The following is a 25198-nucleotide window of genomic DNA, read 5'->3' as shown; positions in this document are numbered from 1 at the left end:
TGTGGGCCGTCTAGCACTCGCGTTGAGTGTTGTCGCCGTCGCGCTCATCGCACTGTATTGGCTGAACACGCAGCAGAAACGTTGGGCAGCCACCACACCAACGCCACTAGCCGGGCTAGCCAGCCATGCACAACTCCCTGTCATCCTGGTGGTTGGCTCGCAGGCAGCAAGACTGTTTCCACGGAGCGCTGGGCACGGTTCAATCAGGCTAAATTCCAATGGAATCTGGTTACACGTCGGCAGCCCGGCGCTATTCACTGAAGCAGTACGAATGGTGGAGCGTGCGCAAGGCCGCCTTCCTTTTGCGGTGCTGCTGCCGGTACTGCCGGATGAATGCCTGGATGCCGCAACAGTCACAAGCGAATTGATGCAATGGCGCTGCACGTTCGCGGAATTTACGCGCGTATCTGGACGCTCACTGCCCTGCTATCTCGCTACATATGCTCATTTGGGATGGTCGAATCTGAATGATTCAACCGATGTCGTATGGTTTGGCGATGTATTGACCGATTCAACTGTGCTGACCGACAGCAACGCACTGAACGACCGGTTGCAGGCCATCCGGCACCGACTGGAACAATGCCCGACTGCCACCAAGCGAAATGCCCTCGGGCAAGCCCTGCTGGATTGGCTCAATGAAACCATCTTGCCGACACTAGATGCCCCCGCACCCGGCGCTCCGCCGCTGGCACTGCAAGGTTTACTGATCGCCGACATCGGCACGCCAGATCATCGGCCGCCAGCTATTGGTGCCTGGCCGCATTGGTTGAACGAAAAAAGCGGGCTGCTCCCAACTCTGGCAGCATCGGCCAGTTGTTCGCTGCCGATACCCAGTTTTCTTATCCCGCTCCTCCCCACGCGCACTGGCGGACTGCCGTTGTGGCGTGGCGCGTGCCACGCCGTCTGCCTTGCCATGATCGCGCTGTGCACTGCCTTCGCCGCCTCGGCCTGGAGCAACCAACGCTTGGTCGAGCGCGTGACGAGCGACCTTGCGACCTATCGACAGACACCAAACGATCCCATTCACACCAAGCGGGCAGCATTGCATACGCTGGAGCAGGATCGCACCGAGTTGCGTCACTACTTGCAGCTTGGCACGCCATTTCACCTGGGCTGGGGGCTTTATCGCGGCGTGATCTTGTTGCCGGTAATCGATCAGGCCATCACCAGCTATCGCCCTTCCGCTCCACTACCCACCACGGTGACGCTGGATAGCCTGTCGCTGTTCGATAGCGGCAAGACCACGCTCAAGCCTGATGTGGAGCGGGAATTGGTCAAAGCGTTATTCCTGATCCAGTCCAACCGGAACAAACGCGTGCTGATCGCCGGGCACACCGACCGCAGCGGCACAGCCAGCGCCAACCTGAAACTATCGGATGCCCGCGCCCGCGCCGTCCGCGATTGGTTTGTCGCGATGTCCGATCTGCCTGAAACACAGTTCGTCATCCAGGGCTATGGCGACTCGCGCCCAATCGCCAGCAATGCCGATGCAGCGGGGCGAGCCCGCAATCGCCGCGTCGAAATCACGCTCGTGCCGGATACGCCGGCACGCTGACGTCCTCGCCCCAACCCAACCGGGGCTCAACCCAAGGAGCAAACAGCATGGCAATTCCCGCATACATGTGGATCAAGGATGACGGTGGCGCCGATATCAAAGGATCGGTCACGGTGCAGGATCGCGAAGGCAGTGTCGAAGTCGTGGCTTTCAATCACGGCATACGCATTCCCACCGATGGCAATACCGGCAAGCTGACGGGCACGCGTGTTCATGACCCGATGGTTGTTACCAAGGAATTCGATGCCTCATCGCCCTATCTCTACAAGGCTGTGACCAGCGGCCAGACGCTGAAAGGCATCGAGATCAAGTGGTATCAGATCGACGATGCCGGCAACGAAAAGGAGTACTTCAACATGCAGCTTGATAACGTCAAGGTCGTCGGTGTTACCCCGGTCATGCATAACATCAAGGACCCCACCAAGGAGCGCTACAACCACGTGGAAAACGTGGAGCTACGCTACGAGAAAATCACTTGGGCCTACAAGGACGGCAACATCATTCATGCGGATAGCTGGACGGAAGGCCGCTAGTTAACACGCGCGGCAGCAAAGGGAGGGGAGACTCAGGCGATCACTCCTCCTGCCATCAACTGCACAAGCACCATTCCAGTGACAAGTCGTGAAGGAGTCACAGGTTAAAACTGATGATCTGCGCAGAGAATGTGCGGAAAGAAGAAAACGAGCGGGGGTCAGGCTAAAACGCACCCAGCCAAACTGGCTCTGGAGTTGCTCAATGTGAACCGAAATAAAAGTGATGTGGATTGAAGCAGCAGCAATAAGAAATAAAGCCACTCGGCAGTTAACCTCAGAACGAGGACCACTGCATATAACATAATGAGCCAACCGTTAACTGAGCATTAAGGTGGCGTCCCCACGGGGATTCGAACCCCGGTTATCGCCGTGAAAGGGCGGTGTCCTAGGCCTCTAGACGATGGGGACAGAGGCAAATCAAAAGTAACGATGGCGCGCCCGGAGCGATTCGAACGCCCGACCCTCTGGTTCGTAGCCAGATACTCTATCCAACTGAGCTACGGGCGCGCTGTTACTTGCTACTGCGGTACTGCACGATGGCGTCCCCACGGGGATTCGAACCCCGGTTATCGCCGTGAAAGGGCGGTGTCCTAGGCCTCTAGACGATGGGGACGTCTAACAACTTATTCGGTCGCTGAGATAACCGATTTGAAACTTGGTGGAGCTAAGCGGGATCGAACCGCTGACCTCTTGCATGCCATGCAAGCGCTCTCCCAGCTGAGCTATAGCCCCGAAAGAGAGCGCAATTCTAGGGGGTGATCCGGTCCTTGTAAAGCACTTTCGCCAAGTTTCGGTGACAAAATACAAGAACCGAAATCAATCAATTACTTAGAACGGCAGATACCAGGCACCACGCTCCATGAAATCACCGGAAAGCGCTGTGGTGTTCGGGTAGTTCTTCAATAGCACACGCTTGGTATCGTCGCGCAGGTCATTGAGGCCGAGCTTATCGTATGACATCACCATCATAGCGAGCGCCTGTTCCGTCTGCCGTACGTTCGGATAGGTTTCCAATAACGCCTTGCCACGATTGGCTGCGGCTAGATACGCCCCACGCTGGTAGTAGTAGGTTGCGACATGCAACTCATAATTGGCCAGTGCCCCTAGCAAGTAACCCATCCGCGCCGTCGCGTCACCGGCGTATTTGCTATCCGGGAAGCGCTCGACCAGTTGCTTGAAGGTATCGAACGCGTCACGCGCGGCCTTCGGATCACGCTCGGACATGTCCTGCTTGAATACCGCGGAGAGGAACCCCTGTGATTCGTTGAAGTTCACCAAGCCCTTCAGGTAGAGCGCGTAGTCCATGCTCGGATGCGCCGGATTGGTCTTGATGAACCGATCAATGGCGGCGAGCGCCAGCAGCGGCTCCTGATCCTTGTATTGGTCGTAGGCTGTTTCCAGCTGCGATTGCTGCGCGTATTTGCCATATGGGTAGCGCGCTTCCAGCTTCTCGAACAACTTGATCGATTTGGCGTAGTTGCCAGCCGATTGCTCAGCCTTACCCTCGGTGAACAGCTTCTCGGCCGACCAGCCTTTCGTTTCGTCATTTTCCGAAGGCCCGGTGGCACAACCGGCGATGAGCGCCAAGGCCACGGAAGTAAGCGCGAAACGCGTTAAAATCTGCTTCATGATGAATCCCGATTTAGAACCCGACGATTATAGCGATTTGGCGGAAACGCGTGTCCTGACCGTGCCGGCCATTTGTGCCGGCCAACGACTGGACGCCGCCTTGGCCGCCATGCTGCCTGATTATTCACGCAGCCGCCTCTCAAACTGGATCAAAGACGGCCAGGTTGCCGTCGATGGCAAGCCTGCCAGCCCGAAGGACAAGCTCTGGGGCGGCGAAAACATTACTGTTGAAATCCAGCCCAACCCGGAAGAAGTCGCCTTTCAAGGCGAAGACATCCCGCTCGATGTCATCTACGAAGACGACGCGGTGCTGGTGATCAACAAGCCGGCTGACCTCGTCGTCCACCCGGGCAGTGGCAATTGGTCCGGCACACTCCTGAACGGTCTGCTCTACGCCTACCCCGAACTCAAAAGCGTGCCGCGCGCCGGCATCGTGCACCGGCTGGACAAAGACACTAGCGGCCTGATGGTGATAGCACGCACATTGGCCGCGCAAAACCAGCTCGTACAGCAATTGCAGGCACGCACCGTCAAACGTCACTACTTCGCCATCGTGCAGGGCGAGGTCAAACGCAATGGCACCGTCGATGCCCCGATCGGCCGGCATCCGAAGGACCGGATCAAGATGGCCGTGGTCGGCACTGGCAAACCCGCCGTCACGCATTACCGCGTGCTGGAGCATCTATCCGGCCATACGCTGGTCGAATGTCGGCTGGAAACCGGCCGCACTCACCAGATTCGCGTGCACATGGCCCACATCGGTCATCCGCTCGCGGCCGATCCGGTCTACGGTGGCCGACCGAAGTTGCAGGCGCCAGAAATTCAGCTCGCGCTCGATGATTTCGCCCGGCAGGCCTTGCATGCCAAGAAGCTCAGCCTGGTTCACCCGTCCAGCGGCAAGACAATGACCTGGAAATCATCACTGCCGGAAGACTTCGAAAACCTGCTTGCCGCCCTGCGCGCCGCCGCTGGCCTCGATGACGATTGGGATGAAGATGATTGGGATGACGAAGACGACAGCGATATGGAAGTGATCTATGTCCGCGAATGACTGGATCGTGCCGGATTGGCCTGCGCCAGCCCGAGTGCGTTCACTGGTAACCACCCGCACGGGTGGCCTGAGCGCTCCGCCATACACCAGCCTTAACCTTGGTGATCACGTAGGGGATGACCCGGCTGCAGTCGCCGCCAATCGCGCACGCGTTCGTCAGCAACTCCCCGCCGAGCCGCTCTGGCTCACGCAGGTTCATGGCACCCATGTCGCCGATGCATTGACCGCTCCGCAAGCCAGCGAAGCAGATGCGATCGTGGCCCATCAGCCCGGTGCGGTTTGCGCGATCATGACTGCCGATTGCCTACCGGTTCTACTGTGCAATCGCAATGGCACAGTCGTTGGTGCCGCCCACGCGGGCTGGCGTGGCTTATGCGATGGCGTGATCGAAACAACAGCACAAAGCATGAACGTGCCCGGCGAGGAAGTGCTCGCTTGGCTTGGCCCTGCCATCGGGCCGGAAAAATTTGAAGTGGGGGACGAAGTTCGGGCTGCTTTTGTTGCCAACGACTTAGCTGCTGCGCAGGCCTTTAAACCAGGTGCGCAAGCCGGGAAATGGCTGGCGGATATTTATCTACTGGCACGACAGCGACTCGCGGCAATCGGCGTTACCGCTGTGTACGGTGGCGATTTCTGCACTGTGAGCGATGCAGAACGCTTCTTCTCCTACCGTCGCGACAAAATCACTGGCCGGATGGCGAGTCTGATTTGGCTGCAGGATTGACGGCACCCTCAGGCGGCAGCGCATGTGCCGCCTGCGCCGCAGCATCCTCCGCCGCTTCGGCACGCTTCTCGATTCGCTTCACCTGACCGCGCCGCTTGATCCAGATAATCAACCAGGTCGGCAACGCTCCCAATAAAACGATCCACACCACGGCCTTGGCCGGGTCAGCCGTGGCAACGGCAAACATGACCACGACGTAGAGATAACCAATCAGCAGGATGTACATGGATTTGAGGTGTGAGGTGTGAGGTGTGAGGTGTGAGGTGTGAGGTGGCAAGATCGTACGCCGTCTCACCAAATGCCGGGATCAATGCGGATGCGATGCCGTCATCAACTGTGCAATAAACCGTGTCACCTGCCCGATCATCGCGTCGATATGCGGTGGCAGATACGGCATCACCAGATACAGCGCGCCCAAACCAATCCCGAGCAGCAAGGGAAACCCGACCGCAAACACATTGAGCTGCGGTGCGGCCCGCGTCATGATACCGATGGCGAGGTTGGCCACCAGCAAGGCACCAACCACCGGCAACGAAAGCAGCATACCCATCCGGAAAACCATCGCCCCTTGGTCGGCCATCAACTTGAGCCCACCCGCACCCAGCGGGTGGGGATCAATGGGAAGCTGGATAAAGCTATCCGCCAAAACGCGAATCATCACCAGATGGCCGTTGAAGGCCAGGAACAGCAGCAACGTCACCAGACTCAAGAACTGCGCAACCACCGGCACTTGAGCGGCATGCTGCGGATCGAAGAACATGGCAAACCCCAGCCCCATCTGCAAACCGGACAAATGCCCTGCCAATTCGACCGCGGAAAACATCAGCCGCATGGCGAAGCCGATCATCACACCAATCAGCAACTGGTTGACCGCAATCAGGATGCCAGCGGGCGAAACTACCGGAACAGCCGGCACGGTCACCAATGGCGCGAGCACAACGGCCAGCAGGATCGCCAGTCCGACGCGGATTCTGGTGGGAATCGAGCGACTGGAATAAAAGGGATCGGTCAGCAGCAGCCCGAAGATACGCAGGAATGGCCACCAGAACATGGCCAGCCACAGGTCGATCTGCGCCTGCGTTATGGTCAGCATCCAGTGAATCTCAGCTGATCAATTGCGGAATGCTTTGGTACAGCCGGATGGTGTAATCCATAGCCGTCTCGATCATCCATGGGCCGGCCAGCACAAACACGAGAAAGGCCACCAACAGCTTGGGAATGAACGACAGCGTTGCTTCGTTGATCTGCGTCGCGGCCTGGAAAATACTGACGATCAAGCCGGTCAGCAAGGTGGAGAGCAAGATCGGTCCGCCCAGCAGCACCAGCATCTCCATCGCCCGTTGCACTACGGTAATGACTGTTTCCGGCGTCATGGTGGCTACCCCTGAATGAAACTCTGCACGAGCGAGCCCATCAACAATGTCCAGCCGTCGATAAGCACGAACAGCATTAGCTTGAAGGGCAAGGAAACGATCACCGGCGAGACCATCATCATGCCCATGGCCATCAGAATACTCGCGACAACGAAATCGATGAGAATGAAAGGGATAAACACCAGAAAACCGATCTGAAAGGCCGTTTTCAACTCACTCGTCACAAACGCGGGCACCAGTACGCGCAGGCTGACGTCTTCCGGGCCATTCGGCTTTTGCATGCCGGACACCTCGATGAAGAAGCCCAAATCCTTCTGGCGCGTCTGCTTGAGCATGAACTCTTTCAACGGCACCGAGCCCTTGTCGAGCATCTCGTTGAACGTGATTTTCTGTTCGGTATAGGGCTGGTAGGCCTGCTGGTAAATCTTGTCAAAGGTCGGCGCCATCACGAAAAAAGTCAGAAACAGCGACAACCCGACAATCACTTGATTCGGCGGTGCCTGCTGTGTGCCCAATGCCTGCCGCAGCAAGGACAACACGATGGCGATACGCGTGAACGCGGTCATCATCAGCAGGATTGCGGGCAGGAAAGTCAGCGCGGTCAGGAACAACAGCGTCTGGATCGGCAGCGTATAACTGGTGCCACCCGCAGCCGGCGTGGCAGACATGAACGGAATACCCGCGTCGGCAGCGAGCGTTACGCTGCTGGCCAAAAGCAACAGGGCTGAAATGCCAAGGATCGGTATGCGACGCTTCATGCTGACCCATCCCGCTTTTGCAAACGTTTACCTAGCACCTGTGCGAGCCGTTCGGCAAACGCCGGCATGGCAGGCTGCGCGGCGGCTACCGCACTCGGCGGCTTGGGCAGCTCATGGAGCAGATTGACGGCTTGCGCCGTCACGCCAACGACCAGCCAAGTGTCTTCGATCTCGACCACAACCACGCGCTCTTTTGGCCCGACCATCACGCCGGACACCACGCGCAAACGACTGCCGGTGGCCATCGGCACCATCGAAAAGCGCCGCATGGCCCACGCTGCGGCGACGATGACGCCAAGCACCAGCACCAGCGATACCACCACCTGGGCCAATTGCGAAGCGAACGACGGGCTGGCGAGCGCAGTCAGCGGCACGGATGCCGGTGAAGAAGCAAAACCGGCGTGAGCAAGAGCGGGGATGACGAACAGACACGGCGACAGACGTCGCAACCAGGACAGACGCAACATTACTTGTGCAAGCGGCGAATCCGCTCCGCCGGGGTGATGATGTCGGTCAGACGGATACCGAATTTGTCGTTCACTACGACGACTTCGCCCTGCGCAATCAGACAGCCGTTGACCAGCACATCCATTGGTTCGCCAGCGAGGCCATCAAGCTCGACGACCGAGCCTTGCGCCAACTGCAGCAAGCTGCGAATCGCGATCTTGGTGCGCCCCAACTCCACGGTCAGCGTGACCGGGATGTCGAGAATCATGTCGATGTTGCCGGAGGCAGGGCCGGCGATTTGCGGGGTATCGAAGCGCTCGAAGATGTCGGCCGCTTGCACCGTTGAATCCGAACTCGGCGCAGCTGCCGCGTCGGCATCGGCCTGCTCGGCCATGGCTGCCGCCCAGTCGTCGAGGCCGGCCTCTTCTTCCTGTGGCTTGTCGTCTTCAGCCATTGGTTTCTCCCTGACCGTCTTCACCCGAACCGTCGTGATCCGGACCGTTCAGGATGCGGTTTACTTTCAACGCATATTGGCCGTTGAGAATACCATATTTGCATTCCAGCACCGGCACCCCGTCCACCTCGGCGACGATGGCTTCCGGCACTTCCATCGAGATCACATCGCCTTCTTTGAGGTTGAGGATGTCACCGAGCGTGATGCGTGTATTGCCGAGCGTTGCGACCAGATCCACTTCCGCCCCCTGCACCTGCTTCTTGAGCAGATTCACCCAACGGTTGTCGGCTTCGATCCGGTCCGCCTGCATGGTGCTGTACAGCACGTCGCGGATCGGTTCGATCATCGAATACGGGAAGCACACGTGGAAATCGCCACCGCCCGCCCCCAGTTCGATCTTGAACGTATAGGCCACCACCACTTCGGTCGGCGTGGCGATATTGGCGAACTGGGTATTCATTTCCGAGCGCATATATGCGAATTCGCACTCGAACACCGGCTTCCACGCCTTCTGATATTCCTCGAATACGACTTCCAGCAAGCGCTGGATGATGCGTTGTTCGGTTGGCGTGAAATCGCGGCCTTCCACGCGAACGTGATAGCGGCCGTCCGAACCGAACAGGTTATCCACCACCAAGAATACCAGATCCGGATCGAAAATGAACAAGCCGGTGCCACGCAGCGGCTTCATATGGATCAGGTTGAGGTTGGTCGGTACGACCAGATTGCGGATGAATTCGCTGTATTTCTGCACACGCACCGGGCCAACGCTGATTTCGGCGTTGCGGCGCATGAAATTGAACAGGGCAATGCGCAGATAGCGGGCAAAACGCTCATTGATGATTTCGAGCGTCGGCATCCGGCCGCGGACGATCCGCTCTTGCCGGCCGATATCGTAGGCGCGCACGGCGGATGCATCAGCCTGACCTTCGTCGGCGTCCTCCTCCCCGGTCACGCCGCGCAGTAGCGCGTCGACCTCTTCCTGGGAAAGGATATCGTCTGCCATGACTCTTTAAATTCCGCCTGAATTGCGTCGCCGAAAAATGCTGCTAATCGCTATATCGGTTTATTGCACGATAAATGTAGTGAAATTAACCGACAACACGCCGTCGTCTTCGCCTTCCACATCAAGAATCTTGTTAATCACTTTACGCACTTCTTTGCCCAGCTTGTCGGTGCCATCCACAGTGCGAATCTCGGCTGCGGTTTTGCTGCGCAGCAATTGATTCACCTGGCTCTGGATTTTCGGCATCACATTTTTCAGCTTTTCTTGCGTATCTGCATTGGCGACTTCGACAACGATATCGGTCTGCAGCACCGCATCCGTACCATCTGGGCCGGAATTATTCAGGTTGACGGTGAATTGCTGCAGCTTTTCGAAAATCGCTGGGTGATCGTCTTTTTTCTTCTTTTTGGTGTCTTTCTTGGCGTCGCTCTTGCCATGGCTGGCATCAGCAGTGGTGTCATCCGCCGAGGTATCGCGGTTTCCCATCAACAGAAAGGCTGCCAAACCACCGCCAACCAGCAAAACCAGCAGCAAAACGACGGCGACGATGATCAGCAGGAATTTCTTTTTGCTCTTGGGCGCCGCCTCTTTGCCTTTTGCGGCTGGTTCTTTCTTGGCTTCAGCCATGATCTTCGTCTCGATGCGAATGGGATACAGGAAGCGCAAGTATAAATGCCCCAGGCGCAGCTGGGGCATGAAAGCTATGACGCCAGGCTGTTTATAATTCAAAAATCCATTAGAAACAAGCGCTAAGCGAATGATGTTGAGAAGCTGCCTTCAACAGCAGCCCCGTACAGATCGGCGTTAGATTACACGTAGAGGTTAAGGCCACCCCTTGCTACCGGCAGTTTGATGTCGGTGAGATGGGATATCTGGACCGCAACCGGCTTGCCATCGTCGCCCCAACCGGAAAACCCGGCCCGGCCATTTCGTTGCGAGTCCGATTGCTGCTGGAACTGGTTGGCCTGTTGCTGTGCCTGCTGATTGAGCGAGTCGGATGCCACCTGCACGTTGGTGAGTGTGATGCCCTGATCCGCCAGCAGCGATGTCAGCCTTGGGGTTGCCGCAGCCAGTGCTTCACGAACGTTGGCGTGTTGCGAAGTGAAAATCACACTCGCCTGATCGGCCGCCATCGACAGCTTCACCTCCATCGGCCCGAGGTGAGGTGGATTCAATTGCATTTCGAGCTGTTGCTCTTGCCGCCCCAACATCAACGAAACCCGCTGAGCCACCGCATCGCCCCAGCGATTGTCACCCACCGGCTCTTGCACAGTGTGACTAGCCACCACCTGCTTGGCAGACTGAGTTTCGTTGGTGTTTTGCGACAGTTGTAGCTGGGCCAGCCGCTGTTGACTGAGCTGACCGGAAAAATCGTCCGCACTGTTGTCTTGGGTTGACGATTTTTCGCCACCACCCGGCAAGCTTTTGCCGAGGACGGCAAAATCTTCCGTCTTGGCCTGCGCCTGATCGGCACTCAGCAACTTGCCCAGATCAATGGCGCCGACATCCTTTTTGGACTTGCCATCACCACCGCCAGTCAGCAACTGGAGCGTATCGTCCAGCTTGGCGTTCGTGGCATCGGCAGTCGTCGTTTGCGGCAACTGAATCGGTAGTTGCGCTGACTGCAACAGGGCCATCCACGCATCGATCTGCTGTTGCAGGCCATCCGACGCCGTACCATCGGTCTTCTTGTCGTCTGCCTTGTCCGCCGGCTGCGTTGTGGACGTCTTTTGCGGCACATTGTTCTGCTGGCCAACACGGCTCTGCAAAGCAGCATTGAAGCCGGTTTGATCGCCCGGATCATTCGCTTTGCTGGTACCCTGCCGCGAGTCGGCCGACTGGCTTGTCGTTGCCAAGAAGGGGTTAGGATTGACGGCGCTGGTAGTCATCTACTGGTCTCCCGTCGGCATGCAAGCCGATGTTTTGACAATGACATAAGCAAGTTCGGTGCCAACGCAGCACCGTCCATTCAGAAACACCGCACGCTGAAGGAGGCAGCATGGCCGAAGATTCCGATCTCGAACGTACCGAGCCAGCCTCATCCCGGCGTCTTGAAGACGCGCGCAACAAGGGACAAGTACCGCGCTCGCAAGAGCTGGTGACCTTCGCCGTGGTAATGAGCGGATTGGTGGCCTTCCTGAGCAATGGGCCCGCGCTGTATCAAACGCTGCAAAACATCATGGTGGCCAACTTTCGCTTCGACCATGCCACGGTCTCTGATCCACGATTAATGCATGACCACTTCGTCGTTGCGTGTCGGCAAGCACTCACGGCCCTGACCCCGATCTTCATCTCCTGTGCAGTCGCAGCGATGGCCGCACCGATTCTGTTTGGCGGCTGGTTGTTCACGTTCGAACCGATCTCTCCGAATTTCACCCGCATGAATCCGGCCACCGGTATCAAGCGCATGTTCTCGATCCGCGCGGTGGTCGAAATGGGCAAGGCCATCCTCAAGTCCGGCGTGATCGGCGGCGTCGCTGCGGCCGTGCTATGGCGCGAGCGTGAGCAGTTCCTGCAACTGATCATGATGCCGCCGGACAACGGGCTGCTGTATCTATGGCAGATGATCCGTTTCACGCTGTTGATGGTGGCCGGCTCGATGATCCTGCTCGTCGCGGTCGACGTGCCCTACCAGCTCTGGGACTACCACAAGGGCCTGCGCATGACCAAGGAAGAGGTCCGGCAGGAATCCAAGGAATCCGAAGGCGATCCGCAGGTGAAGGGCCGTATCCGCCAGCTGCAACGCGAAGCCGCCCGCAAACGGATGATGGCGGAGATTCCGAAAGCCGATGTGGTGGTGACCAACCCGACCCACTATGCCGTCGCACTCAAATACACCGAACAGATGCGCGCGCCGAAAGTCGTCGCCAAAGGAGCGTTCCTGCTGGCCGAGCGCATTATCGATCTGGCCCGCGACAACAAGGTTTCCATCGTCCGCACACCGCCGTTCGCCCGTGCGCTCTACCACCACGCCGAACTCGGCGAGGAGATTCCGGCCACGCTGTATACTGCCGCCGCAGAGGTGCTGGCTTACATCTACCAGCTCAAGCATTGGCACAGTTACGGCGGTTTGGAGCCATCGCTGAGCGACGAATTACCGGTGCCAGCCGAGCTGGACCCCGGTGCGGTCGACGAATAGCGATCCATGGCAACCCTAATTAAATAAGCAGAAGCAGCAGCCCTTCATGACCTCAGGAATCCGAGTACAACGTGTGGCGTAATTTCAATCTGACCCGGCTGGCAGGCCCCGCGCTCGTGCTGATGGTGCTCGGCATGATGATCCTGCCGCTGCCCGCGCCGGCGCTCGATTTCTTTTTCACCTTCAATATTGCGATCTCGATCATCGTCCTGATGGTGGGTCTATACACGCGTGAGCCGCTGGAGTTTTCCAGCTTCCCCACCGTGCTGCTGTTCACGACGCTGCTGCGTCTGAGCCTGAACGTCGCCTCGACCAAGCTCGTGCTGACGGAAGGCCACACTGGGGCCGGTGCGGCCGGGCAAGTGATCGAATCCTTCGGCCACGTGCTGATCGGCGACAACCTCACCGTCGGCATCATCGCCTTCGTCATTCTCACCATCATCAACTTCGTCGTGATCACCAAGGGTGCCGGCCGGATCGCCGAAGTCTCGGCCCGCTTCACGCTGGATGCGATGCCCGGCAAGCAGATGGCGATCGATGCCGACCTCAATGCCGGTCTGATCGGCGAGGAAGACGCCCGCAAACGTCGCGCCACCATCGCGCAGGAAGCCGACTTCTTCGGCTCCATGGATGGTGCGAGCAAGTTCGTCCGCGGCGATGCGGTCGCCGGCATCATGGTCATGCTGATCAATATCGTCGGCGGGCTGATCGTCGGCATGGTGCAGCACGACCTCGCGTTCGCCGAAGCCGGCAAAACCTACACCCTGCTCACCATCGGTGACGGCTTGGTCGCGCAAATCCCCGGCCTGATCATTTCGGTCGCGGCCGGTGTGGTCGTCTCGCGCGTCGGCACCGAGGAGGACCTGTCCGAGCAGCTGCTTGGCCAGATGTTCTCCAAGCCGCAAGTGCTGTACGTGACCGCCGCTGTGATGGCGGTACTGGGCTTGATTCCCGGCATGCCACACGTGGCGTTCCTGCTGATGGCCGCGATGGCCAGCGGTCTGGCATGGTGGCTGGACGATGTCGAAAAGAAGAGAAAACTCGCCCCGCCACCCAGCGCCGCACCAGGCACCCCGGGCGTACCTGCCCCGACAGAACAGCCGCTGCAGGAAGTTAGCTGGGCCGATGTGCAACCGGTCGATCCGGTCGGGCTGGAAGTCGGCTACCGCATCATTCCACTGGTCGATCGTAATCAGGATGGCGAACTGCTGCGGCGCATTCGCGGCATCCGCAAGAAACTGGCGCAGGAACTCGGCTTTCTCATGCCGGCCGTGCACATTCGCGACAATCTCGAACTAAAGCCCAATCAATATCGCATTCAATTGAAAGGCGTCGATGTCGGCATGGGCGAAGCGTTTGTCGGCCAATGGCTCGCCATCAACCCTGGCAATGCATCTGGCCAGTTGCCCGGCATGCAGACCACTGACCCAACCTTTGGCCTGCCTGCCGTCTGGATCGATGCCAATCTGCGCGACAACGCGCAATCGCTCGGCTTTACGGTGGTCGATGCCAGCACCGTCGTCGGCACGCATATTTCCAACGTACTGCAGAGCCACGCTTCCGAGCTTCTCGGCCGCGAGGAAGTGCAGCAATTGCTGGATCATTTCGCCAAGGAAGCACCAAAACTGATCGAGGATTTGGTGCCAAAAATCATTCCAGTTGGCACCTTGCAGAAAGTTCTTCAGAATTTACTTGAAGAAGGGATGCACATCCGTGATTTGCGTACCATTCTGGAAACACTCGGCGAGCAAATCCTGCGTACACAGGATGTCGATGAGCTGACCGCCACGGTGCGTATTGCACTCGGCCGGGCGATTATCCACCAGCTCTTCCCGGGTGAAGACGAATTGCCGGTCGTTGCATTGGAACCACAGCTGGAAAACATTCTGATGTCCGCCGCTGCCGGTAAATCGCAAGGCGGATTGGAACCGGGATTGGCTGAGCGGCTACTGAAACAAGCATCGCAATTGGCCGAGCAAATGGAGGCGCAAGGCTTGAATACCGTGCTGATTACGCCTGGACAATTGCGGCCGATGCTTTCGCGTTTCTTGCGGCGTTCGATTCCGAATTTGCGCGTGATTGCCCATACCGAAATCCCGGATAGCAAAACGATCCGCATCGTTGGCGTATTGGGCGCAGCGGGATAAGGCAGCAAGTGTATTAGAGCGGCCCGTGTGTCATTAAACGGGCATAATTCACCGTTTGGGGTTAATAGCAGCCGACATGGTCGTCAAAAAGTTCTACGGTGCCACGACACGCGATGCGCTCCGCCAGGTTCGGGATGAACTCGGCCCGGATGCGCTCATCCTGTCGAACCGGCAAGTGGCCGGTGGTGGTATCGAGATCATGGCCGTGGCCGACGCCGATGTAGCCGCCATCACCAGCACACAAACGGTCGATGCGACGCCCAAGCCGACCCCCCGCGCAGTTCAGAATGGCGCACGCTTGATGCGCTCTGCGCAAGAGCCCTCAGCGCCCGTATCCCGTGCACTGGCCCGCTCCTACGCGATCCCCGACGAAGACAACGAACCCGACATCAATGATCTGCCTCGCGCCAGCGAGCCAGTCGAAGAACCACTGCTGGTACGCAGCAGCCGGCCCAGACCGACCCAAACGCTGCAGGATTTTGCCATCGCCCGCCAGCAGGTGATCGAATCCGCGCAACCGGCCCAGTCTGCACCGCAGCAACCCGTGCGCAAGCCGCCGGAAAAACTCCCCACCTTCCGCTTCGAAGAAGAAACGCCCGCCGCGCCTGAACCGGCTGCCGCGCCAGCAGATAAAGAAGCAATGGAAGACATCGCCCGTGAAATCCGTCTGTTGCGCGGCATGCTGGAAAGCCAGCTTGCCGGCATGGCGTGGGGCGAACTCGCCAAACACGCACCAGAAAAACTCGAAGCGCTACGCCAGCTGCTGGCCGCCGGTTTCTGCCCGGCACTGGCTCGCCAGCTGATCGACAAAATGCCCCCCGGCCTCGGTTTCGATCAGGGCCTGCGCTGGGTCAAAGCGGCACTGGCACACAACCTGCCCGCCACGACGACCGGCGAAGACCTGATCAACCGTGGCGGCACCTTCGCCTTGATCGGGCCGACCGGTGTCGGCAAGACCACCACTGTCGCCAAACTCGCTGCACGTTGCGCACTGATGTATGGGCCGGAGTCGGTCGCCCTGCTTACCACCGATAGCTACCGGATCGGCGCGCATGACCAGCTGCGCATCTACGGCCGCATCATCGGCGTGCCGGTGCATGAAGTAAAAGACAACACCGACCTCGAACTCACCCTCGCCGATCTGGCCGATCGCCATCTGATCCTGATCGACACGGTCGGCATGGGGCAGCGCGATTCACGCGTCGGCGAGCAGCTGCGGCTGTTCGAGCACGAACACATCCAGACCCTGCTGCTGCTGGCTGCCAACGCTGCGCCAGCCACGCTTGACGATGTCGCCCGCCGCTACCAGAACCACCAGCTGGCTGGCTGCATCGTCACCAAGCTGGATGAAGCCATGAATCTCGGTGGCTGCCTCGATGTCGCCATCCGCCACAAGCTCAAGCTGCAATTCGTCACCAATGGCCAGCGCGTGCCGGAAGACCTGCACGGCGCGCGCGTCGACTACCTGATCGACCGCACCTTCCGCAATGAACCACCCAAGGCATTCCAGCTGCAGCAGAGCGAATACCCGCTGTTCATGGGGGCTAGCGGCGTGGGTGCCGGCGACGAGCTGCACCTGAACGTCGGAGGCGTGCGTGCATAGCCCGTGGCAGGATCAAGCCTCCGGCCTGCGCGCCATGGTGGCCCCTGCCGCCTGCCGGAGCGTGAGCTTTTGCGGCGGACGCGGTGGCGTCGGCACCACCAGCATCGCAATTCATCTGGCTGCTGCATTGGCCGAACGCCAGCGCGAAGTCATCCTGCTCGACGAATACACCGGTCTTTCCAACGCGGCTCACCGTCTCCGGCTCGCACCGCGTTACAACTTCGAAGACGCCATTCGCCGCGAAAGCTCGCTGGCCGATACGCTGCTCGAAACCTCGGCCGGTTTCTCGGTTCTGCCGGTCGCCGCGCGCCCGCAAACACTCGCCGCCATGAATGAGCGTGAACTCGCCTGGCTGGGCGCAGAATTCGAAGCCGTTACCGGCGCTGCCGACTTCCTCCTGCTCGACACCCGCCCCGCCACCGGCCCCGGCGTGCCGAGCTTGAGCCTGGCCGCCGACGACGTAGTGGTGATCGTCTCCGAGCGCGCCGAATCGCTGACCGACGCCTACGCCACCATCAAGCTGCTCTACACCGAATACGCCCGCCGCGAATTCCGCATTCTGGTCAACCGTGTGGACAGCCTGACCGAAGCCAATTTCCTGTATCAACGCATCAAGCGCGTCGCCCAGCAGTATCTGGGCAGCGCCGTGCAGCTGCGGCTGATCGGTTTCGTCCCCGAGGACGAACTGCTCAAACGTGCCACGCGCTTGGGCAAGACGGTGCTCGATGCCTTCCCCGATGCCGAATCAAGCCATGCCTTCCGGCAACTGGCCGATGCGATGCTGCGTTGGCGCAAGCCCGAAGCCGGCTTCGAAAACCCGGCCGATTTCGTTTACCGGCTGGTCGAATCAAGCCGGATCCTGACTGATCGTTTGCATCATTGATGCGAGTGGCCCCATGAGCGCCACGCTGCAACAAGACGGCAACACGCTCACCCTCGCCGGCCGCCTCGATGCGGATGGCGCCGCAGCCATCTGGCCTCAGGCCCGCGCAGCAATCCAGATTGAAACCATCCACGCCCAAGGCATCGATTACTGCGATGGTGCTGGTTTGGCATTGTTGTTCGAGCTGATCCAGCGCGGCGGCAAGATCGAAGGACTGGCACCGGGATTCGCGGCCTTGCTCGCCGAACTGACGCCGGAAAAACCACTCGCCTCCTCCGCCCCGCCGGCAACCGCAAACTGGATTGGCTCCCTCGGGCATGCCACAGCCGAGACATTGGCATCGCTATACGACCGCGTCGGTTTTGTCGGCGAAATCATCGTTGCCGCCAGAACGCGGCTCGGTAGTCACACTCGCTTCCACCGTCACGATTTCTTGCAAGTCGCCGCCTCGGCCGGGGCCGATGGACTCCCCATCGTCGGGCTGATCGCCTTTCTGCTTGGCGTGATTCTGGCTTTTCAGTCGGCAATCCCGATGAAGCAGTTCGGTGCAGAGTTGTTCGTTGCCAACCTCGTCGGGTTAGCGCTGATTCGCGAACTCGCGCCACTGATGACCGCTGTACTGCTCGCTGGCCGCACCGGCGCCGCATTTGCAGCCGAACTCGGCACGATGAAAACCAATCAGGAAGTCGACGCGCTCACCACCATGGGCATCGACCCCATGCAAGTGCTGGTACTGCCACGCCTGTGGGCCGTCACACTGATGACGCCGCTGCTGGCAATTTTTGCTGAAGTCGTCGGCCTGTTTGGCGGCGGCTTGGTGCTGCTGAGCTTCGATATCCCGTTCAAGACGGCCTTCATTCAGGTGCAAAGCATCGTCGCCCTGACCGACTTCCTCGGCGGGCTGGTCAAGTCCGCCGTGTTCGGCTTTGGCATCGCTGCCATTGGCTGCTGGCAAGGGTTACGCACCGGTAGCGGCGCGCAAGCTGTCGGTGCCGCGACGACCCGTGCCGTCGTTACCTCGCTGGTATTTCTGGTCGTCTGCGACGGGCTGTTCGCCGTGGCCTTCTACTACCTCGGCTGGTAACCATGACCGAGCCCATCATCCGTGTCGAAAACCTCACCTGTGCCTATGGTGACGAGACGATCCTGCGCGACGTGTCGTTCACGGTGGAAACGGGTGAAGTGTTCGTGATTCTGGGCGGATCGGGCTGCGGCAAATCCACGCTGCTGCGCCACATGATCGGGCTGGAGCGGCCGAAGACCGGGCAAGTCTGGCTCACTGGCGAAGAACTGACCGCCACCGAAGGCCCCGCTCGCCAAGCGCTGATGCGCAAGTTTGGCGTCGCCTACCAATCCGGTGCCCTGTTCGGCTCGATGAGCGTGCTGGACAACGTGCTGCTACCGCTCGTCAATTTCACCCAGCTCGACCGCAGTGCCTGCGAACTGGTGGCGCGGCTGAAATTGCGGCAGGTCGGTTTGGAGGCCTATGCCGATTACTCGCCAGCCGAACTATCGGGCGGGATGCAAAAACGCGCTGCAATCGCCCGCGCTATGGCGCTTGATCCGAAAATCCTGTTCCTGGACGAGCCCTCCGCCGGCCTCGATCCGGTCACCGCCGCCGAGCTGGATGCGCTAATCAACCAGTTGGCCCAGACACTCGGGCTGACCTTCGTTGTCGTCACGCATGAGCTAGCCAGCATCTTCGCTATTGCAGACCGCGCCCTCATGCTCGATAAAGGGGCGAAGGGCGCCATTGCACTCGATACGCCCGAGCAATTGCGTGACCAGCCGCCCAGCGATGCGGTGCGGCGCTTCTTCCATCGTGAGATCAACAAGGAAATGGCATGACCCCGCAAAAGACGGGCTATTTCCGGCTCGGCCTGTTCGTATTGATCGCGTTGACCCTCGGCATCACCCTGCTGATCGCCTTTGGCAGCGGCCGCTGGTTTACCACCACGACCATGATGGAAACCTATTTCGATGAATCGGTGCAGGGCCTCGATGTCGGCTCCAAGGTCAAATACCGCGGCGTCACCGTCGGTGAGATCAGCAAGATCTCGTTCACGCACGCCAAGTACCAGCAAGACTTACCGCCCACCGCACGCAAACAGTATGTGCTGGTCGAAACGCGCCTGAAGCCAGAATTGTTCGGCAGTTCACGCCTGCCCGATGCCAGCCAGCTCGTCGCCGAAGTCGATCGTGGCTTGCGGGTACGCATCGCGCCGCAAGGGCTGACCGGCACCAATTATCTCGAAATCGACTATCAAGACCCGAAAAAGAACCCGCCATTGGCGATCGCCTGGCAACCGGATCAAGCCTATGTCCCTTCTGCTCGCAGCACGGTAGAACAGATCGTGACGTCAGCACAAAACCTCGTCGGCAAGCTGGAGAAACTGGATTTGGTCGCCACGGTAGACCGGCTGAACCGGGTATTGGACAACGGTGCAACGGCGACGGCTGGCTTGAAAACCCGTGAAATCAGCGAGGCGTTGCTGGCCGAAATACACGAATTGAAAGCCACGCCAATTCGCCAGACCGGCGAAGAAACGTTGGCCTTGGTCAAAGAGCTGCGCCAGAGCAGCGAGATCTTGCATCGCCTTGTGTCCGACCCGGCGCTGGCCAGTGCCCCAGCCAACATCGGTGCCAGCGCCCAAGCAGCGCGTGAGCTACTGACCAACCCGGCCCTGGGCAATACGCTCAAGGAATTGAACCGTGCGTCTACAGAGCTGAGCCGGCTGGTAGCCGGCCGCGATCACCAGATCGACACCACGCTAAACAGCCTGCAGGACGCAAGCGAGGAGCTGCACCAGTTGATCAAGCAAACCCGCAGCAATCCATCCAGCCTGCTGTTCAGCACCCCACCCACGCCCTACCCCTTGCCTGTGCGATGAACCCTGCCTGATGAAACCGCTCGCTCTCCTCCTCAGCATCCTGCTCCTCGCCGCCTGCAGCACGCCCCGTACGCCACCGCAGGAGACGCACTACCTGCTGACAGCAGCCCGTGCGCGTGCACCAGTGGCAACGAGCAACGGCTTGACCTTGCGTGTGATGCCATTGCGCGCGCCTGCGCCATTCGATGACAGCCATTTCGTCTACCGGGAAACCGCACAACGCTTCGTGATCGATCCCTATCGCGGTTTTCTGACCCCACCGGACAGACAAATCACGCAGCGACTACGTGAATGGCTCGCTGCCAGTGGTCTGTATGGTCACGTCGTCGACAATACGGCCGACAGCCCCGTTGCTCAGCGATTAGAGGGCGAGTTGCTTGAGCTGACCGTGGATCGCCGCGATTCGCCCGTCGTCTTGCTGCGTTTACGGCTGCGGCTGGTCGACTTGCGCGCCTCGGAACCCGCCATCGTCTTCGATCAAATTTTCTCTGCCAGCCGTCCGGTTTCGCCGTTGACCGCCGACGCCATTGCTGCCGCGGCGGATCAGGCATTAGCCGCAATGCTGGACGAGATCGAATCCACCATCGCACAGGGTTCTCGCTGACTCGCCTCGGGCAAGCGGCTCAGCTAAACTCAATACGCTTACAGATTTTGTACCCATGCCGACCCAACGCGCCCTCAAACTCTATCGTCAGACGCAAAGTGATCATGATCAGGATCGCGTGCAGCTCTACGCGCCGCTGGTGAAGAAGATCGCCTACCACATGGTGGCCCGGTTGCCATCCAGCGTCGAAGTCGACGACCTGATCCAGGTCGGGCTGATGGGGCTGATGGAGGCCGCGCGCAATTTCGATCCGAACGCTGGCGTGCAGTTCGAGACCTTCGCCACACAGCGTATTCGCGGTGCCATGCTGGATGAGTTGCGCAATGCCGACTGGATGCCGCGCCAAACCCGCCGTAACATGCGCGAGATTGAGTCCTGTGTGCACAAGCTTGAACACCAGCTCGGCCATGCCCCTTCCGAAGGGGAGGTCGCCAAGGCCATGGACCTCCCGCTTGAGGAATACCAGCAGATGCTCGGCGATGCACGCGGGCACCAGCTGTTGTACTACGACGATTTCGAAGACGATGACGGCAATAGCCAGCTCGATCAGTTTGTTGCCGACACCACGGCCAACCCTTTTGAAGCACTCGCCGATAGCGGTTTCCGGCAAGTATTGATCGAAGGCATCAACGCATTGCCGGAGCGCGAAAAGATTCTGATGGCGCTGTATTACGACGAAGAACTCAACCTGAAGGAAATCGGCGCAGTGCTCGGCGTAACCGAATCGCGTGTGTCGCAACTCCACAGCCAAGCCATCGCGCGCCTGCGTGCGCGCCTCAAAGATTGGACCGGCCGCTAGGCGCTCTTGACGCCCAACGCCGCTCACCGCACGGGAACTCATGGACAAAATCAGCGTTATCGGCCTCACCCTTGGCCTCGCGGCTATCCTGCTCGGCCAGTACATGGAAGGTGGGCATATCGGCTCGTTGCTGCAATTCACCGCCTTCATGATCGTCATGGGCGGCACCATCGGCGCGGTCATGCTGCAAAGCCGGCTCAGCGACTTCACCGCCGGGGTCAGGATGGTCAAATGGGTGTTCGTGCCGCCGAAGCACGACTTCCGTCGCGTTCTTGCAACACTCGTCAATTGGGGCCAGCAAGCCCGTCGTGGTGGGCTGTTGTCACTGGAAGCCTATCTAGGCGGAGAAAAAGACCCTTATGTAAAACGCGGCTTGGCGATGCTGGTCGACGGGGCCGAACCGGATACCATCCGCCGCTCGATGGAGCTGGATATCGATGCCTTTGAAACCCGCTCCAGAGCCGCGGCCAAGATATGGGAATCAGCCGGTGGCTATGCACCGACTATCGGCATTCTGGGGGCCGTAATGGGCTTGATCCACGTGATGGAGAACCTGACCGATCCTTCCAAGCTCGGCGCCGGTATCGCCGTCGCCTTCGTGGCAACGATCTACGGCGTGGGCTCTGCCAACCTGATTTTCCTGCCAATCTCGAACAAGCTACGCAATCACATCAGCATCGAAATCCGCCGCCGTGAAATGTTGCTGGAAGGCCTGGTGACCATCGCGAATGGTGAAAACCCCCGCATGCTCGAGAACAAGCTGGCCGGGTTCATTCTCTGATTGCTCATGGATCGCCCCTGCGCTGCACGATCATGGCGCAGGCAGGCGAGCCATTCACCCCCACGGCAACATCAGTGCAATATCCGTGCGCCCAAGCAACGAACCAGCTTGCAACAATCCAGCACGGTTCGCCCGTTTCCTGCCGACCACCTCACACCGTCACACGCTGTTCACACTTCGGTCATCGCACCGTCATCGCAACCGCTTAATTTTGTCTCACTCGCAGGAGAGAGACCCATGCTTGAGCAGTTGCAAACAGCTTCAACCCATTCCCGCAAACGCAAGCTGTCCGTCACATTGGCGCGACATCAAGATGACATCCGCGCGGCGCAAATGCTGCGCTACCGTGTATTCGCCGAAGAAATGGGCGCCCGCCTGCCCTCACGCGAGGCTGGCATCGATCAGGATTTGTTCGACCCATACTGCGACCACCTGCTGGTTCAGGACGATGAAACCGGCGAAGTCGTCGGAACCTACCGTATCCTGCCGCCGGATCAGGCGAAAAAACTGGGTAGTTACTACTCGGACACCGAATTCGATCTGACTCGCTTGGGTGCGTTGCGCCCACAGCTGGTCGAAGTTGGCCGCTCCTGTGTCCACCCGGACTACCGTACTGGCGCGACCATTACGCTGCTCTGGGCAGGCTTGGCCGAATACATGCAACGCCGCAACCACCATTACCTGATCGGTTGCGCCAGCGTCTCGTTGATCGATGGCGGCCACTTGGCAGCCAGCCTGTATCGCAAGCTGGTGGACAATCACCTCGGCCCGGTTGAATGGCGCGTGGTGCCACGCTGCCCACTCCCACTGGCTGCGCTGAACCAAAAGCTCGACGCGGAAGTCCCCCCGCTGATCAAGGGCTACTTGCGCGCAGGTGCCATGATTTGCGGCGAGCCAGCATGGGATCCTGACTTCAATACTGCTGATCTGTTCGTTCTGCTGCCGATGCAGAAAATGGACCAGCGCTACGCACGGCATTTCATTCGCTAACGCATGGCAATAGGGACATAGCGGGATGAAAGCGGAGCAGCTAAACTCCGGGGAACTTTTTTCACCCTGGATTGTATCGCCGTCCCCAGCCATGCCAGTTTTCGTTCTGCGCTTGTATCGGCTTTGTCGTTTTCTGCTGCATGTGATGCGCGGGATGGCTACGGTAGCCTGGGTTTTCCCCAGGCTGGATCGGGCCGCACGCGTGACACGAATTCACGCCTGGTCGGCTCAGCTGACCAAGCTGCTTGGCATCAGCATTCGCGTACAAGGCGTTGCACCCGGTCTGTATCCGGCCAATCACCTGTTGATTTCCAACCACATCTCATGGATGGATATCTTCGTCCTCAACGCCGTGACGGTGTCCCGCTTCGTTGCCAAAGCGGAAATCCGCCACTGGCCCGTGGTGGGCAAGCTCTGTATCGGCACCGGCACGCTATTCATTGAACGTGAGCGCAAACGCGATACCGCACGAGTCGGCCAAGACATGCTGTCCGCCCTGCAAGGTGGCGACTGTCTAACCGTCTTCCCGGAAGGCACCACCAGCTGTGGCAACGGCATCCTGCCTTTCCGCTCCTCCCTGCTGCAAGCTGCGGTAGATGGCCAGACCACACTGCAACCCGTGTATTTGCGTTACTGCAATGCCAAAGGGCAGCGTTGCGAGCTGGCGGCCTACGTCAACGATATGAGCATCGGCCACTCGTTGTGGCGCATCCTCGGCAATCGCGGTCTGACAGTGGAAATCAACTTCCTATCGCCAGTAGCCAGCGAACAGCATGACCGTCGCACACTCACCCGGGCAGTCGAAGCGCGCATTCATGCGGCACACGTCGCGCTAAACGCACATTCGCAAGCGCAGCATCCCGAGCAAGCCGTGCAGGTGCAGCCCTGTACCCACAAGCCCTAGTCGGCCAACTCCTGATACACCTGCTGCGCCGGCACCTGAAACAATCGGCCGCTATCCAGATCGACCCCGGTCAGCGCCCCACCCCAAATGCAGCCGGTATCGAGCGCCCATAACGTCTCGCTCACGCGCAATCCCAAGGCTGACCAATGACCGCAAATAACACGCGGCGTTGCCACGCGCTGCGGCCATTCGAACCAAGGACATAATCCCGCCGGAGCCCGGTCGAGTTCACCTTTGTACTTGAGCTGCAAAGCACCAGCCGTATCGACAAAACGCATTCGGGTCGCAGCATTCACCACAAAACGCAAACGATCATCCCCTTGCAGTGCATCCGACCACTGCAATGGCTGATTGCCATACATCGCGGCCAGAAAAGATCGCCACTGATTTCCCGCCAATACCGATCCCACCTCATCCGCCAACGACTGCGCCAAGCGTGCATCCCATCCTGGCCAGATGCCGGCATGCACGACGATGGCATCCGACAGCGTCAGCATCAGCGGCTGCCTACGCAGCCAGTCGACGATTTCCGGCAAATCCGGCGCTTGCAACACCGTCGCCATCGTATCGCCAAGCTTGGCTTTGCTCACACCTGCAGCAATGGCCAGCAGATGCAAATCGTGATTCCCCAATACCGTTTGTACCGCAGCACCTTGCCTCATCACCCAGCGCAATACCGCAAGTGAATCCGGCCCCCGATTAACGAGATCGCCGACCAGATAAAGCGTGTCGCGTTGCGGATCAAATTGCATCCGATCCAGTAGAAGCTGGAGTTCCGTATAACAGCCCTGGATATCGCCGATTGCGTACCGTGCCATGCTGATAGCCTATTCGTAGAAGATTCAAGGAGCGCCCAAGGCAGGCCGGGCAGATCATGAAATGCGGCGAGGATGTCGTCGACTTGCTTGCGGCAAGAAACCCGTAGAA

The 25198-nt window shown here is 59.3% G+C and carries 27 protein-coding genes and 4 tRNA genes; 16 read left to right on the top strand and 15 right to left on the bottom strand.

What is annotated here, in order from left to right; genetic code table 11:
• Positions 1-502 precede the first annotated feature (502 nt).
• Together BR41_RS24785 and BR41_RS22340 are read left to right on the top strand one after the other, a co-directional pair.
• Positions 503-1555: an OmpA family protein gene (locus BR41_RS24785; RefSeq protein ID WP_169741357.1), complete on the top strand. Its 1053-nt coding sequence runs from the start codon at positions 503-505 to the stop codon at positions 1553-1555.
• A gap of 47 nt (positions 1556-1602) precedes the next feature.
• Positions 1603-2088, top strand: a complete 486-nt coding sequence (locus BR41_RS22340) for an Hcp family type VI secretion system effector (RefSeq protein ID WP_035061829.1) — start codon at positions 1603-1605, stop codon at positions 2086-2088.
• 332 nt (positions 2089-2420) lie between these two features.
• Here the strand turns inward: BR41_RS22340 and BR41_RS22335 are convergent.
• The 5 genes from BR41_RS22335 to BR41_RS22315 form a co-directional block, all read right to left on the bottom strand.
• Positions 2421-2496, bottom strand: a tRNA-Glu gene (locus tag BR41_RS22335).
• 22 nt (positions 2497-2518) lie between these two features.
• A tRNA-Arg gene (locus BR41_RS22330) sits at positions 2519-2595 on the bottom strand.
• A 30-nt stretch (positions 2596-2625) separates the two neighbouring features.
• Positions 2626-2701, bottom strand: a tRNA-Glu gene (locus BR41_RS22325).
• 43 nt (positions 2702-2744) lie between these two features.
• Positions 2745-2820: transfer RNA gene (locus BR41_RS22320), tRNA-Ala, on the bottom strand.
• A 96-nt stretch (positions 2821-2916) separates the two neighbouring features.
• Positions 2917-3717, bottom strand: coding sequence for an outer membrane protein assembly factor BamD (locus BR41_RS22315; RefSeq protein WP_051711638.1), 801 nt, complete (start codon positions 3715-3717; stop codon positions 2917-2919).
• On the opposite strand from BR41_RS22315, the gene rluD reads away from it, so the two are divergent.
• Together rluD and pgeF are read left to right on the top strand one after the other, a co-directional pair.
• Positions 3716-4768, top strand: coding sequence for a 23S rRNA pseudouridine(1911/1915/1917) synthase RluD (rluD, locus tag BR41_RS22310; RefSeq protein ID WP_035061826.1), 1053 nt, complete (start codon positions 3716-3718; stop codon positions 4766-4768). The genes BR41_RS22315 and rluD overlap by 2 nt on opposite strands.
• On the top strand, positions 4755-5492 hold the full coding sequence (gene pgeF / locus BR41_RS22305; RefSeq protein WP_035061823.1) for a peptidoglycan editing factor PgeF: 738 nt from the start codon (positions 4755-4757) through the stop codon (positions 5490-5492). The genes rluD and pgeF overlap by 14 nt, the downstream gene beginning before the upstream one ends.
• Here the strand turns inward: pgeF and BR41_RS22300 are convergent.
• The 9 genes from BR41_RS22300 to BR41_RS22260 form a co-directional block, all read right to left on the bottom strand.
• Positions 5452-5718: a hypothetical protein gene (locus BR41_RS22300; RefSeq protein WP_211251836.1), complete on the bottom strand. Its 267-nt coding sequence runs from the start codon at positions 5716-5718 to the stop codon at positions 5452-5454. The genes pgeF and BR41_RS22300 overlap by 41 nt on opposite strands.
• Before the next feature lie 81 nt (positions 5719-5799).
• A complete protein-coding gene (fliR, locus tag BR41_RS22295) occupies positions 5800-6585 on the bottom strand; it encodes a flagellar biosynthetic protein FliR (protein WP_035061820.1) in 786 nt (261 codons plus the stop codon).
• A gap of 10 nt (positions 6586-6595) precedes the next feature.
• Positions 6596-6865: a flagellar biosynthesis protein FliQ gene (gene fliQ / locus BR41_RS22290; protein ID WP_035061817.1), complete on the bottom strand. Its 270-nt coding sequence runs from the start codon at positions 6863-6865 to the stop codon at positions 6596-6598.
• A gap of 5 nt (positions 6866-6870) precedes the next feature.
• Entirely contained in the window at positions 6871-7623 is a 753-nt protein-coding gene (gene fliP / locus BR41_RS22285) for a flagellar type III secretion system pore protein FliP (RefSeq protein ID WP_035061815.1), read from the bottom strand.
• Entirely contained in the window at positions 7620-8090 is a 471-nt protein-coding gene (gene fliO, locus BR41_RS22280) for a flagellar biosynthetic protein FliO (RefSeq protein ID WP_084187540.1), read from the bottom strand. Before fliO ends, fliP begins: the two co-directional genes overlap by 4 nt.
• Positions 8090-8524 carry a flagellar motor switch protein FliN gene (gene fliN / locus BR41_RS22275; RefSeq protein WP_035061812.1) on the bottom strand — a complete coding sequence of 145 codons (435 nt, stop codon included), beginning with the start codon at positions 8522-8524 and terminating at the stop codon, positions 8090-8092. The genes fliO and fliN overlap by 1 nt, the downstream gene beginning before the upstream one ends.
• A complete protein-coding gene (gene fliM / locus BR41_RS22270; RefSeq protein WP_035061809.1) occupies positions 8517-9530 on the bottom strand; it encodes a flagellar motor switch protein FliM in 1014 nt (337 codons plus the stop codon). Before fliM ends, fliN begins: the two co-directional genes overlap by 8 nt.
• A 60-nt stretch (positions 9531-9590) precedes the next feature.
• On the bottom strand, positions 9591-10226 hold the full coding sequence (locus BR41_RS22265; RefSeq protein WP_051711637.1) for a flagellar basal body-associated FliL family protein: 636 nt from the start codon (positions 10224-10226) through the stop codon (positions 9591-9593).
• A gap of 113 nt (positions 10227-10339) precedes the next feature.
• Positions 10340-11419, bottom strand: coding sequence for a flagellar hook-length control protein FliK (locus BR41_RS22260; RefSeq protein ID WP_035061806.1), 1080 nt, complete (start codon positions 11417-11419; stop codon positions 10340-10342).
• A 110-nt stretch (positions 11420-11529) separates the two neighbouring features.
• On the opposite strand from BR41_RS22260, the gene flhB reads away from it, so the two are divergent.
• From flhB to BR41_RS22200, 12 genes are all read left to right on the top strand, one after another.
• Positions 11530-12669: a flagellar biosynthesis protein FlhB gene (gene flhB, locus BR41_RS22255; RefSeq protein WP_035061805.1), complete on the top strand. Its 1140-nt coding sequence runs from the start codon at positions 11530-11532 to the stop codon at positions 12667-12669.
• A gap of 122 nt (positions 12670-12791) precedes the next feature.
• Positions 12792-14816 (top strand): flagellar biosynthesis protein FlhA, encoded by a 2025-nt coding sequence (gene flhA / locus BR41_RS22250; protein ID WP_373278367.1) that lies wholly within the window; start codon positions 12792-12794, stop codon positions 14814-14816.
• 76 nt (positions 14817-14892) lie between these two features.
• Positions 14893-16419 (top strand): flagellar biosynthesis GTPase FlhF, encoded by a 1527-nt coding sequence (gene flhF / locus BR41_RS22245; protein WP_035061801.1) that lies wholly within the window; start codon positions 14893-14895, stop codon positions 16417-16419.
• Positions 16412-17302 carry a MinD/ParA family ATP-binding protein gene (locus BR41_RS22240; RefSeq protein ID WP_035061799.1) on the top strand — a complete coding sequence of 297 codons (891 nt, stop codon included), beginning with the start codon at positions 16412-16414 and terminating at the stop codon, positions 17300-17302. Before flhF ends, BR41_RS22240 begins: the two co-directional genes overlap by 8 nt.
• 13 nt (positions 17303-17315) lie before the next feature.
• Positions 17316-18386 (top strand): ABC transporter permease, encoded by a 1071-nt coding sequence (locus BR41_RS22235; RefSeq protein ID WP_035061798.1) that lies wholly within the window; start codon positions 17316-17318, stop codon positions 18384-18386.
• Between the two features lie 2 nt (positions 18387-18388).
• On the top strand, positions 18389-19150 hold the full coding sequence (locus tag BR41_RS22230) for an ABC transporter ATP-binding protein (protein ID WP_035061795.1): 762 nt from the start codon (positions 18389-18391) through the stop codon (positions 19148-19150).
• Positions 19147-20193, top strand: a complete 1047-nt coding sequence (locus BR41_RS23390; protein ID WP_051711635.1) for an MlaD family protein — start codon at positions 19147-19149, stop codon at positions 20191-20193. Before BR41_RS22230 ends, BR41_RS23390 begins: the two co-directional genes overlap by 4 nt.
• 10 nt (positions 20194-20203) lie before the next feature.
• Entirely contained in the window at positions 20204-20797 is a 594-nt protein-coding gene (locus BR41_RS22220) for an ABC-type transport auxiliary lipoprotein family protein (RefSeq protein WP_035061793.1), read from the top strand.
• Between the two features lie 55 nt (positions 20798-20852).
• Positions 20853-21596, top strand: a complete 744-nt coding sequence (locus BR41_RS22215; RefSeq protein WP_035061792.1) for an RNA polymerase sigma factor FliA — start codon at positions 20853-20855, stop codon at positions 21594-21596.
• A 40-nt stretch (positions 21597-21636) separates the two neighbouring features.
• On the top strand, positions 21637-22377 hold the full coding sequence (locus tag BR41_RS22210) for a flagellar motor protein (RefSeq protein WP_035061789.1): 741 nt from the start codon (positions 21637-21639) through the stop codon (positions 22375-22377).
• A gap of 237 nt (positions 22378-22614) precedes the next feature.
• Positions 22615-23367 (top strand): GNAT family N-acetyltransferase, encoded by a 753-nt coding sequence (locus BR41_RS22205; protein ID WP_035061787.1) that lies wholly within the window; start codon positions 22615-22617, stop codon positions 23365-23367.
• Between the two features lie 202 nt (positions 23368-23569).
• Positions 23570-24271, top strand: a complete 702-nt coding sequence (locus BR41_RS22200; protein ID WP_169741356.1) for a lysophospholipid acyltransferase family protein — start codon at positions 23570-23572, stop codon at positions 24269-24271.
• Here the strand turns inward: BR41_RS22200 and BR41_RS22195 are convergent.
• Positions 24268-25089, bottom strand: coding sequence for a symmetrical bis(5'-nucleosyl)-tetraphosphatase (locus tag BR41_RS22195; RefSeq protein WP_035061785.1), 822 nt, complete (start codon positions 25087-25089; stop codon positions 24268-24270). The two genes, BR41_RS22200 and BR41_RS22195, sit on opposite strands and share 4 nt — an antisense overlap.
• Positions 25090-25198: the final 109 nt, after the last annotated feature.

The sequence above is a fragment of the Andreprevotia chitinilytica DSM 18519 genome (genome assembly GCF_000711875.1).
GTDB lineage: Bacteria > Pseudomonadota > Gammaproteobacteria > Burkholderiales > Chitinibacteraceae > Andreprevotia > Andreprevotia chitinilytica.
This window is presented reverse-complemented; position numbering and strand designations above follow the sequence as displayed.